Genomic DNA, 10,959 nt, shown 5'->3' with positions numbered 1-10,959 from the left:
GGCAGGGGTTTGTCTACGTCGCCTTCGTCATCGATGTGTTCGCGCGGCGGATCGTTGGTTGGCGCGCAAGCCGCACAGCCAATGCCGGATTTGTTCTGGACGCTTTGGAACAGGCCATTCATCAACGTAGACCAGCGCAGGACCAACTGGTCCATCACTCGGATCGCGGATCGCAATATTTGTCGATCACATACACCGAACGGCTTGCAGAAGCCAAAATTGCGCCTTCTGTCGGCAGCGTCGGGGATTCATATGACAACGCCTTGGCCGAAACGATCAACGGCCTGTTCAAAGCCGAGGTCATTCACCGCCGTGGCCCATGGCGCAGCTTTGAAGCCGTCGAATATGCCACCCTGGAGTGGGTCGATTGGTTCAACAATCGCCGTCTGCTGGAGCCCACCGGGAATATCCCGCCAGCCGAAGCAGAGGCAAACTTCTATGCAGCTCTGGAAAGATCAGACATGGCCGCGTAACTAAGTCAAATCAGCCTCCGGCAAACCCGGCGCGGTTCAGCCCCGTCCCCCGCGACCCCGATTATACTGCAGTTATCCAATCCAGCCGTCCTGTCATGGTACAGCACACGCATCTGGACAGCCGTTCGAAACGTTTCGCGCTGATGACGGCTGACGCCCCAGTCGCCGTGAGCTGACGGTGAATGGCCACATAAAAGACGAAAAGCGCCAGCCGCCGATCAAGAATTTTGCACTTATCGGAGATTGCCACGGTGCTGCCCTGACGCCGGCAGCACCGACTGGTGCAAACCGCTCCACTTATGGGTTACGCTGACGACGAACTTCGGCCCCCGCGGGCACGATTTTCGACCAAGCCGCTGGCGATGGACACCGAGGACGGGCGCATTGGGGCACGGTTTGCAATTATAACGACGATCTTGATCGGCTGGCGGTGAAACTGTCGGATCTCGCGCTCTACGAACCGGACATTGGCACACAAGCCGAGATCTGGCAGGCAAAATATAGGGAGGTCATGCAGGGGGTAGGACGCGCCGAAGCGCTATGGACCAATGCGATAGAGGATCTCGAACAGGCGTCAAAACCAGGATGAGCTCCTGCATATCCACAGAAACAGAGCGGTGAGCCGATGGTGTTGCACAGCCAATGCGTCTTCGTCCTGCCCCGGAAGGTGGCAGGGACTTTTCTCCGTCAATACCGCAATAGTGAAAATATGATCCGCCGATATCTTGACGAGTGAATGGCGCGTTTGTTCAAAGCGATTTCTTGAAAGCCGCAGTTGGTGTAACTTCAGCGATATGGCGGCTTGTCCTGCGTTCTGTGAATTCGTCGATCAACCGATTTCGCATTCGCAGCGAATGGCCGGAATGACGGGCCGCGTCGCAGCATAGCAACCGGTCAATGGATGTCGGATTAGGGCCGTCCTTGCCGGTTTACAGATGGTTGTGCTGTCAGATCAGGCCTTTCGGAAAGAGGCTGCTCACGCCTTTGGACTTAGAAAGAGAACCGGGTCGAAGAATCAATTAAGCAGCTGTGCCATCGCGCTCGCCAGAACCTCTAAGCCCGTGACAAGATCTGCCTCGTCCATGTCTTCAGAAAAGACGTTGCTGATGCCATTGATGGATCGGACAAACAGCATTGCGACAGGCATCAGTCGGGCGACATGGGTCGCGTCATGCAAAGCTCCGGATGGCATGGTGCGCCACTTGCTTGGCGAAACCGCCTCGGCCCCGGCTTCGAGATCTGCACCCAACGTTGGATCCATTGGCTCAAGTCCGAGCAGCGTTCTGAGCTGCTCCCCATCAATTGGACAGGATCTGGCGTAACTTAAGCTACTCTTTGCACCTGCTGATCGGGTTGCGTTTCGACATTTCTCGGCTAATGGACCACGGCTGGTGGCCCGCCGCCAAGGCCTGAGTGTGGCGCGCATAAATCCGTTTTTACAAAATAGCCACGCGTTGCGAAGTCATTAAGGATGTCATGAATCGGTTCGGTGGGTATTATGGACGGTATAAAGTTTCAGATATGAGGGCAGCGTGCCCCATTCACCGTTGACAGTCAGCTTGACACCTGTGCCGGCCATAGACACCTCAAGCCTTGCCAAACGGAACGTCTTTGATACATTTGAGGTTCGCACAGTGATCCCCGCGTTATCCAAGAGGCCGTCATGAAAAAGCATGCAGCATCGGCAAGGCGCGTCATTTTTTTTTTAGTCTTGTGGTTTGTTCTTTCTGAAGGAGAGGCGCTCCTCGTCGGTGCTGCCGCGGTGCCCGCGGCAAGCTGGCTTAGCCTCAGACTTTTGCCCGCGACCCGCCCAATCCACCTGTTGCCCCTTCTGGCAATGACACCGAATTTCCTCTGGCGGTCGCTCCTTGGTGGGCTGGACGTGGGCCGACGCGCGCTTGATCCGCGCATGCCGATCAATCCCGGCTGGATTAGACTACCGGTGGATTTACCGGACGGCGGCAGAGTCGCGCTTGGCGGTGAATTGTCACTCATGCCTGGCACGCTGGCGGCCGGAACCGACAGAGGCAGGCTACTTGTTCATGTACTCGACAAGGATCAGGACCATGCGCGCATGATTCGTATCGAAGAAAGACGGCTTGGAAGTGTGAGCGGATGACAAGTTGGCTCATCAGCCTTGCCGTACTGTTACTTCTCAGTCTCGGGGGGGCGCTTTGGAGAGTCTGGCGCGGGCCGGAGCCTGCGGACAGAATGATTGCGGCGCAACTCATCGGAACTGGAGGCGTAGGAATTGTGCTTCTTCTCGCCGCTGCGACTGACTGGAGTATGATCGACGTAGCCTTGGTGTTGGCGCTGCTCGCAGCCGTTGCGGCGGTTGCTTTTGCCAAGGCACAAAGCGCTGACAGCGTCGGCGACCCGGAAGAAGAATAGCAAGAGGTGGGCCGTGGCTGACGTTGTCACCTATTTCATGACGGCGCTGGGACTGGGCTTCTACCTTGCCGGAACCGTCGCGGTGATCCGGTTTCCCGATACGTACAGCCGTCTGCATGCTCTGACGAAAGCCGACAATGTGGGGCTCGGCTTTCTGATCGTGGGCATTGCCTTTCAGGCGGACAGTTGGATGGTGGTTGCGCGGTTGGCGCTGGTCTGGGGGCTTGCCTTAATGGCCGCAGGAATTACGGCGCAGTTGATCGCACGCACAGCCTTGCAGCGGCAATCCCCATGATGGCGCTGGCTGAAACTGGCTTCGATCTCGTCCTTTGTGCGATGATTGCGACAACTGCGCTTCTTGCCATAGGGGTGCGCGACCAGTTCGGTGCAGTCGTCTTGTTCGTTGTCTATAGTGTATTCTTGGGCCTTGGCTGGCTCAGACTTGGTGCCTTGGACATTGCACTTGCCGAGGTTGCCCTTGGCGCGGGCCTTACGGGACTGTTGTTGTTTGGAGCGCACGCGCGTCTGCCCGCAAGCGTTCCGGTGCCGTCAGGCCGTGCAGTCTGGCCCGCAGCATGTGCAGCAGGAGGATCAGGGCTGGCGCTTGGCTGGGCATTTCTGACCCTGCCGGAACCTGTCGGGTTACAAGAGGCGGTAGCTGCAAACCTCGGGACGTCGGGGGTCGAGAACCCGGTGACAGCGGTGCTTCTGAATTTCCGAAGCTGGGACACGCTGATCGAAAGCATCGTGCTGCTTGCGGCGCTGATCGGTGTCTGGTCGGTGGCGCGGGATGACGCTTGGGGCGGACAGCCCGGCCTGCGACAGCATGCGCGACATGGGGGCGTACTGGCAAATTTCGGACGTTTGCTTCCGCCCATCGGGTTCATGATCGGGGTCTACCTGTTCTGGGCAGGTTCTTCGAAACCGGGCGGGGCGTTTCAGGCCGGAACCGTGCTTGCAGCCGTGGCCCTCGTGGTCTTTATGGGCGGCGCGATGCGCCCGCCGCTTGTCACGGCGCGGTGGTTACGGCTGGTATGTGTCGCTGGCCCTGCGGTCTTTCTTGCGGTGGGTCTGACGGGTGCCGCAAGTGGCGTCTTTCTGGGCCTGCGCCCGGACCTTGCCAAGCCGCTGATACTCGCCATCGAGGCGGTCTTGACGTTTTCTATCGCGGCCTCACTCGCCCTTTCCGTCATCGGCCCCCCCGAAGACCCGGAGGATCACGTATGACAGATCCCACTTTCTATGGACTGTGTGGCGCGGTGGTTGTCGGCACCGGGATTTACGGGTTTGTCCTGCACACTCATATCTTGCGGCGACTTCTTTCATTCAATGTGATAGGCTCGGGCATCTTTCTGATGCTCGGTGCTGCGGGCAGCCTGGGGCCTGACACAGCGGCGGACCCGGTCGCACAGGCATTGATCATAACCGGCATCGTTGTGGCGCTTTCGGCGACGGCACTTGGTCTTGCTTTGCTTGTCGCCTATGCGCGCGCCAGTGGCAGTCCCCGCTTGCCCGAAGACGCAAACGACGATCCTTAATGACATGACGCTGGTTCTTGCCACCATCGTCGGGCTTCCCTTCGCGGCGGCGATGCTCGCAGTGATCTTCGGACGATACGGCGGCCCGCTGGCCGCTGCCGCCGTCGCGGGTGTGGCCGTCGCTACCGCAGCGCTGATCGTAATCGTGGCCGAAGGACAACCCGTCACAATTGACGTGGCAGGTTGGCCCGCGCCGCTTGGCATCACCCTTGAGGCAGACGGACTCGCCTGCGGCTTTCTGGCAATGGCGACCTTGGTGATGAGCGGTGTCGTGGCGCAAGGACGGGCTTATTTTTACAATACAGGCCCCGAAAGGCGGGCGACATGGGCATTCTGGCCACTTGCCTTGCTGCTTTGGGCGGCAATCAACGCGATTTTCCTCTCGCGCGACCTCTTCAACCTTTATGTCGGGCTCGAGCTTATGACGCTCTGCGCCGTGGCGTTGGTGGCCATCGAAGGCAAGGCCGAGACGCTCGCGGCAGCCCTTCGTTATATGTTAGTCGCGCTGATAGGATCGCTGTTGTACCTTCTGGGCGTGGTGCTGTTGTATTCCGCACACGGCGTTCTGGATATCGGCTTGATCGCGGCGCGAGTGACCGCGCCGACGGACATCTTGGCGGCGGCTCTCATGACCGCAGGACTTGCGGCCAAGATGGCGCTCTTTCCGTTTCATGCCTGGCTTCCACCGGCGCATTCCGGCGCGCCCGCGCCCGCTTCGGCGATGCTTTCGGCGCTGGTGCCCAAGGCCGCCTTTGTTATCCTGATGCGTCTATGGCTGGAGGCTGTTCCGGATCTTTCAGCGGCGAGCCTGCTTGCGCTTTTCGGCACCCTTGGTACGGCAGCAATCCTGCACGGTGGGGTAATGGCACTCCGTCAAAACCGGCTCAAGCTGGTCATCGCCTACTCGACGGTGTCGCAGATCGGATATCTCCTTTTGGTCTTTCCGCTTGCTGGAGGAGCCTCTGCCGCGCAACCCGGGGCCGCTGATGCCTGGAAAGGCGTGGTTTTTCACGCTCTCAGCCACGGGCTTGCCAAGGCGGCGATGTTTCTTTGCGCCGGTCTGTGGATGGCCTCGGTAGGGCACGACCGGCTTGAAGGGCTGCGCGGTCAGGCACGGGCAACACCAATAACGGCCTTCGCGTTCGGACTGGCCGCCATCGCGCTGATAGGGCTGCCGCCTTCGGGAGGTTTCACCGCGAAATATTTGATGCTGACCTCGGCTCTGGCCTCGGGCCAATTGATCTGGGCAGTGGTTCTGCTTCTGGGCGGCCTTCTGACAGCGGCCTATCTCTATCGGCCGCTTGCGATGATCTTTGCCAAAGCGGACGCAGCACCGGTCGCTGTGTCGCGATCCCAACAGGCGGTGCCCCTGTTACTGGCGGGGACCGCGATTCTGCTTGGTATCGCATCGAGCGGCCCGTTCGAACTCTTTCAGATTGGCTCCCCTTGGGCCGACATCGAGGGGCTGGAATGAACGTGCTCTTGCCGATGCTGATCTTGTCGACATCGCTTTTGCCGGCGGTGCTAACATTTTTCATCCCCGACGACCGGCACGGAACGCGCAACGCATTGAGTCTAGGGGGCGCGGTGCTCAAACTCGGGTTGGTGGCGTTCATGCTTTCCGAGGTTGCGAATGGCGCGATCTACGAGACTCGGTTCGAATTCGCGCCCGGTCTTGAGTTTCTGCTACGAGTGGACGCACTATCCCTGCTGTTCCTGACGCTGTCCGCAGTACTGTGGTTTTTGACTAACATCTATGCCATCGCCTACTTTGGCAAGAAGCCGGAGTTGTCCCGCTTCTTCGGCTTTTTCAGTCTTTGCGTCGCGGCGACGACCGGCATCGCCCTTTCTGGCACCTTGATCTCCTTCTTTATTTTCTTTGAGCTTCTTACGCTCTCGACTTGGCCGCTGGTCGTCCACAAACGTAATGAAACCTCATTTGCAGCTGGGCGCGCCTATCTTGCCTATGCGATGCCCGCCAGCGCGGTTCTGCTGGCTGCAATTGTCTGGCTTGAAAGCGCAGTGGGTCCAGTTGCGTTCACCGAAGATGTGGACTTTTCGTCTCTCGACGACACCAGTTTGCGGATAATCTTTGCGATGTTCATCGTGGGTCTCGGCGTAAAGGCAGCGCTGATACCGTTGCATGGCTGGTTGCCGTTGGCGATGGTGGCCCCAGCACCTGTCAGCGCCCTCTTGCATGCGGTCGCAGTGGTCAAGGCCGGCGCATTCGGCATTATGCGCATTACCTTCGACGTGTTCGGCATTGATCGGTTGGATGATCTGGGAATCACAACCCCGCTTGCAATATTGGCGGCGGCGACAATTCTCTGGGGATCGATCCAGGCGCTCTTCCAAGACAATATAAAGAAGCTTCTCGCCTACTCCACCATCAGCCAGGTCTCCTACATCATTCTGGGGATCGCGCTTGGCGGGCCATACGCGGTGATCGGAGGATTGGTGCATCTGGTGCATCAGGGTTTGATGAAGATTACACTTTTTTTCTGCGCTGGAGCGTTCGACGAACAGGCCGGCGTCACCCTGATCGATGAGCTCAATGGGCTTGGTGGTCGAATGCCTTGGACCGCGTCTTGCTTTACCGTGGGGGTGTTGGGAATGATCGGCCTCCCGCCGACGGCTGGCTTCGTGACCAAGATCTATCTCGGGGTGGGAGCGTTGCAGTCGAACGCAGAATGGGTCTTGGTGGTCCTTGTCGCATCGACGCTACTGAACGCGGCATATTTTCTGCCTCTCATTTATCGCATCTGGATTTGCGACTCTGCAAAGGACGAGCAGCCAGTTGAGCCATCAATCCTGCTGACCGGGCCGGCGGTGGTCACGGCATCGGCCTCGCTTGTGGCAGGCATGATGGCAGGCTCTGCGTTCAGCCCCCTTGGCTGGGCCACCCTGATCGCTGAGCGGGGATATTTACCATGATCGGAATCACGGGTGCGCCCCTTCCGCTTCTGGCATTGATCTGGCCTCTGGCTCTCGCCTGTGTTGTGGCGCTGCCGCCGGTGCGTGTCCGGGCGTCCCAGCTCCTGCCGTTCGCGCCGCTTCCGGCACTCTGGCTTGGGCTGTCAGGGCCAACCGACATTACTACGGCCCCTTTTCTGCTTCTGGGGGTCAATCTAGTTGTGACGCAGATGGGCGCACTGTTCATCCTGATGACCGCAGGGATCTGGCTTGGCGCGGGCATTTATGCGCAAGGCTACATGACAAGTTCCGACCGTCCTGCGGTTTTCACCGGATTCTGGTGCCTGACGCTGTCAGGCAATCTTGGCGTCTTTCTTGCAGCGGATGTCGTGACGTTCTATGTCGCATTCGCAATTGTTTCGTTCGCGGCCTATGTACTTATTGTCCATGATGCGACACGGGCGGCGCTGCGGGCTGGCCGCGTTTACATTGTGCTGGTAATATGCGGCGAAGTTTGTCTGCTTGTGGCCTTCGTGATCGGCATCGATGTGGCCGACAGCGTCAGTATTGAAGAGATCCGCCTGGCGCTTGCCAGCGCGCCGCAGGGCAGTGTTGCCGCGCTTTTGCTAATCGCAGGCTTCGGGATCAAGGCAGGGCTCATGCCGCTTCACTTCTGGCTACCGCTGGCACATCCCGCGGCACCCACCCCGGCCTCTGCCGTACTGTCCGGAGCGATCGTCAAGGCAGGGATCATCGGATTGATCCTGTTTCTGCCTGCGGGCATCGGTTTTTTGGACGGGCTGGTCATAGTGGGCTTTGCTGGCGCTTTTGGTGCGGCCATTCTGGGATTATTGCGGATTGAGCCGAAGGCAATCCTGGCCTATTCGACGATCAGCCAGATGAGCCTTGTGATCGGTCTGATTGCTGCCAGCGCAGCATCCGGGGATCAGGCAGGCTTCGATCAGATTGCGTACTATGCATTTCACCACGGGCTCGCAAAAGGTGCGCTGTTCCTTGCCGTCGGCCTTGTCGTCGCGTGCAGAGGCGGCTGGCGCCGCGCCATGCTGCTTGCGACAGCCTTCGTTGCGCTGTCGGTTTGCGGCGCATCTCTGACGGGCGGCAATCTCGTCAAACTCGCGGTAAAGTCGGGGCTGGAAGGCGCGGCCGAGATGGCCCTTACACTCACTGCCATCACGACCACGCTTGTTCTGGGGTGGTTTATGTGGCGGCTGGCGCACACTGACCCTGGCAAGGGAAGACCGTCGGTTTTCCTTGCCGTTCCGACGCTTGCATTGGGGCTGTCTGCGCTGATTATCCCTTGGCTGCTTCGTCGTAACTGGTCTGGCCTAGACGCCAACTATCCCTTGCAGTTGACCTCGATATGGGAGTCGAGCTGGCCAGTCGTTGTCGGCGCGATGGCCGCTGTTGTCTGGTTACGCCATGCGCAGAAGATCAAGAGCTTAATCACGAACTCGATCAACAAAACGAACACCTCGGGTCTGCGCATTGCCCGAAGCCGCAGTTTGCAAGAACTGAGGCCGGTAAAGGCGTCCATGACAGCGCTAAACACCGTTCGGTCGGCAGTTGGCGAATGCGCACATGCCGTAATAAATGCGACCGCCCGATTGCCCGCCTTGATCGAAACGTGTCTGAACAGTCAACGCAGCATGGGTTTGTTGCTCATTCTCCTCGCTGCGACAATCGCGTTTCAAATCTGGAATTAATTCCGGCATCCAAAAGTATAAGTGCGCACGGCACATCGGCAAGGGCAACAAATCGTCTGACGGCCCGCGAGCACCGGAGACTTCCCGTCACCCGGCAGATCGACGAGCGCCAACTTTCGAGACTGGCCCAGCATCGACACCAAGCTGTTCCATGATCGGCCGCTTCCGCCCAATGCATGGACCACTCAGTTCGGCGAGCCGAGGGTCGTGATCAACGACAAGCTGCGCAGGTATGTCAAGCCAATCAAAACATTGGCGCCGGACGCTGACCACCGCGCCCACAAGGGATTGAACAACGCCATCGAATGATCACACAGACCGACCCGAAAACGAGAGAAGATAATCGGCCGGTTCAAGTCACATCGGCAGGCTCAGAGATTCTTCTCCGCTCACGATCAGGTCAACCTGATCGTCCGTCATAGCCTATTTCAACTCACCACAAACTCATACCGACACGCCCGCGCATGCGTTCAGCCTCTGGGCAGAATACACCATCGAGAGGTCGGATCATGTCCGCGATGGGATCTCGCCGTTGATCTCCATGGCGCCAATCGGACGGACCATCGACGCTTGAGAGCCCATGGCGCCCTGCCCCGGCGCCACCGTCAATTCGACACTGTCGCCAACTTTCAAATCGGCAAAGCTGCCTTGCGTGACGGCGGTCTCCGAGAACCAGATCTCCTCGCCGGCCAGTGTCTCTATGAAACCGTACTCACTAAATTTCCGCACAACACGACCCTGTGGCGGTCCTTCCAGCGTTTTCACGTCGCCACGGACTTTTTGGGAAAAGTTCTCTAGTTGCCGATCCATTGCGTCAAAGACATCCCGCACCGTCAAGTTGGGGTCAAAATAGTCGGCAGAGTCTTCAGGACTCTTGCTGGAAACCAGTTCTGTTCCAGGTACGCGGGCTTCTACACGCACGCGGTAACCCTTGTTGTTTTTCTGGCTTCGATGCTGCACCTCGACCACAACATGCACCGAAGTGATATGGCTGAAGTAGCGATGCATCTTCTCGACGCGGTCCCGAATGCGGGCCTCGAGCGCGTCTGACCGGTCTGTGTTGCGCCAAGCGATTTCAAGTGGCTGATCCATGGTGCTGTCTCCTTTTCGCGCGCTTGCTCATTGCTCTTGTGGTCAACGGCTTAAGAGATTTGTTGTTCCCGCCGGACGGCCGCGCGGTTGAAGACGACGGAACCGTCACCGCAGACCGCACAAACTTGAAAACTGTTCTTGGCCAAATCAATCGCCAACATGCTAATCTCTGACATGGATGCCTCCCTCTCTTTGGTTCATATGAAACCACTTTGGCACAATCGATGCCGTCGGGTGGAGGCATCTACCGCATCAGTTCAGCTTCAGCGATGGGCTGGAAAAGCCCCGTCGCTTTCGAACGAAAGGTGGCTTAGACGAGCGCTTGGTGTGGCACGGCGAAACGGGTCCAAATGCAGATACTGATTTATAAAACGGATCTTGTCGTGGAGCATGCGCCCACTTGGCTCACACCTGACAGCTCTGTAGAATTACAACCGCAGGCTGATCATACAGTAGCCGCCTATGTGCAACGCCCGTCGCGATGGCCGTCCCCGTTTGGCGCGTCGCGACCGATTCGGATCGGGCTGCTGGATGAGGCGGCGGAAACCTTCCTGCGTCCCGCTTACAAGGCGGGCTTCGCACTTCGGGTGCGGATCGTCGAGCTTGACCCGGCTCATCTGACTGACGACCCTCTTGCTCGGATCAGCGTATCTGTGTGGGGGGTAAACTCTTGCCATAAACGGCGGATATCGGTTGTTTTAGCTCGATTCAGAAGTGCTTAAGCTTTGACCACTTAAATCAATCTAGACTTGGGGCTTGATCGAGATGTCGTGGACGCGCCGGTGCAGATCGAGGAACTGCTCCCCGAAAGTCTTTACGCTGGCGGGG

Annotated in this window: 10 protein-coding genes and 2 pseudogenes; 10 read left to right on the top strand and 2 right to left on the bottom strand. The window is 58.5% G+C overall.

What is annotated here, in order from left to right; genetic code table 11:
- The coding region (locus tag GZH79_RS17720; protein WP_211645106.1) for an IS3 family transposase at window positions 1-473 on the top strand (473 nt) is incomplete at its 5' end.
- A gap of 1,015 nt (window positions 474-1,488) precedes the next feature.
- Here GZH79_RS17720 and GZH79_RS19145 read toward each other — a convergent pair.
- A pseudogene (locus tag GZH79_RS19145) lies at window positions 1,489-1,752 on the bottom strand (M20/M25/M40 family metallo-hydrolase); the annotation flags it as partial.
- A gap of 384 nt (window positions 1,753-2,136) precedes the next feature.
- Here GZH79_RS19145 and GZH79_RS17705 point away from each other — a divergent pair.
- From GZH79_RS17705 to GZH79_RS19140, 9 genes and pseudogenes are all read left to right on the top strand, one after another.
- Window positions 2,137-2,592, top strand: a complete 456-nt coding sequence (locus tag GZH79_RS17705; RefSeq protein ID WP_211645103.1) for a Na+/H+ antiporter subunit E — start codon at window positions 2,137-2,139, stop codon at window positions 2,590-2,592.
- Entirely contained in the window at window positions 2,589-2,864 is a 276-nt protein-coding gene (locus tag GZH79_RS17700; RefSeq protein WP_349291233.1) for a monovalent cation/H+ antiporter complex subunit F, read from the top strand. The genes GZH79_RS17705 and GZH79_RS17700 overlap by 4 nt, the downstream gene beginning before the upstream one ends.
- A 13-nt stretch (window positions 2,865-2,877) precedes the next feature.
- Window positions 2,878-3,159: a monovalent cation/H(+) antiporter subunit G gene (locus tag GZH79_RS17695; RefSeq protein WP_211645101.1), complete on the top strand. Its 282-nt coding sequence runs from the start codon at window positions 2,878-2,880 to the stop codon at window positions 3,157-3,159.
- On the top strand, window positions 3,156-4,091 hold the full coding sequence (locus tag GZH79_RS17690; RefSeq protein ID WP_211645100.1) for a hydrogenase subunit MbhD domain-containing protein: 936 nt from the start codon (window positions 3,156-3,158) through the stop codon (window positions 4,089-4,091). The genes GZH79_RS17695 and GZH79_RS17690 overlap by 4 nt, the downstream gene beginning before the upstream one ends.
- Window positions 4,088-4,402, top strand: coding sequence for an NADH-quinone oxidoreductase subunit K (locus tag GZH79_RS17685; RefSeq protein ID WP_211645099.1), 315 nt, complete (start codon window positions 4,088-4,090; stop codon window positions 4,400-4,402). Before GZH79_RS17690 ends, GZH79_RS17685 begins: the two co-directional genes overlap by 4 nt.
- Window positions 4,403-4,406: 4 nt before the next feature.
- On the top strand, window positions 4,407-5,876 hold the full coding sequence (locus tag GZH79_RS17680; protein ID WP_211645098.1) for a proton-conducting transporter membrane subunit: 1,470 nt from the start codon (window positions 4,407-4,409) through the stop codon (window positions 5,874-5,876).
- Window positions 5,873-7,336 (top strand): proton-conducting transporter membrane subunit, encoded by a 1,464-nt coding sequence (locus GZH79_RS17675; protein ID WP_211645097.1) that lies wholly within the window; start codon window positions 5,873-5,875, stop codon window positions 7,334-7,336. The genes GZH79_RS17680 and GZH79_RS17675 overlap by 4 nt, the downstream gene beginning before the upstream one ends.
- Window positions 7,333-9,039: a complex I subunit 5 family protein gene (locus tag GZH79_RS17670; protein WP_211645096.1), complete on the top strand. Its 1,707-nt coding sequence runs from the start codon at window positions 7,333-7,335 to the stop codon at window positions 9,037-9,039. The genes GZH79_RS17675 and GZH79_RS17670 overlap by 4 nt, the downstream gene beginning before the upstream one ends.
- A gap of 186 nt (window positions 9,040-9,225) precedes the next feature.
- A pseudogene (locus GZH79_RS19140) lies at window positions 9,226-9,613 on the top strand (DDE-type integrase/transposase/recombinase); the annotation flags it as partial.
- Here GZH79_RS19140 and GZH79_RS17665 read toward each other — a convergent pair.
- Window positions 9,547-10,131, bottom strand: a complete 585-nt coding sequence (locus GZH79_RS17665) for an HPF/RaiA family ribosome-associated protein (protein WP_211645095.1) — start codon at window positions 10,129-10,131, stop codon at window positions 9,547-9,549. The pseudogene GZH79_RS19140 and the gene GZH79_RS17665 overlap by 67 nt on opposite strands.
- Between the last annotated feature and the right edge of the window lie 828 nt (window positions 10,132-10,959).

Source organism: Loktanella sp. SALINAS62 (genome assembly GCF_018263905.1).
In the GTDB taxonomy this organism is placed as follows: Bacteria; Pseudomonadota; Alphaproteobacteria; order Rhodobacterales; family Rhodobacteraceae; genus Loktanella.
This window is presented reverse-complemented; position numbering and strand designations above follow the sequence as displayed.

Excerpts from the sequence above, each read along its gene's own strand:
- GZH79_RS17675 (WP_211645097.1), top strand. The coding sequence starts at position 5,873 with ATGAACGTGCTCTTGCCGATGCTGATCTTGTCGACATCGCTTTTGCCG.
- GZH79_RS17705 (WP_211645103.1), top strand. The coding sequence starts at position 2,137 with ATGAAAAAGCATGCAGCATCGGCAAGGCGCGTCATTTTTTTTTTAGTC.
- GZH79_RS17685 (WP_211645099.1), top strand. The coding sequence starts at position 4,088 with ATGACAGATCCCACTTTCTATGGACTGTGTGGCGCGGTGGTTGTCGGC.
- GZH79_RS17700 (WP_349291233.1), top strand. The coding sequence starts at position 2,589 with ATGACAAGTTGGCTCATCAGCCTTGCCGTACTGTTACTTCTCAGTCTC.
- GZH79_RS17670 (WP_211645096.1), top strand. The coding sequence starts at position 7,333 with ATGATCGGAATCACGGGTGCGCCCCTTCCGCTTCTGGCATTGATCTGG.
- GZH79_RS17680 (WP_211645098.1), top strand. The coding sequence starts at position 4,407 with ATGACGCTGGTTCTTGCCACCATCGTCGGGCTTCCCTTCGCGGCGGCG.
- GZH79_RS17665 (WP_211645095.1), bottom strand. The coding sequence starts at position 10,131 with ATGGATCAGCCACTTGAAATCGCTTGGCGCAACACAGACCGGTCAGAC.
- GZH79_RS17690 (WP_211645100.1), top strand. The coding sequence starts at position 3,156 with ATGATGGCGCTGGCTGAAACTGGCTTCGATCTCGTCCTTTGTGCGATG.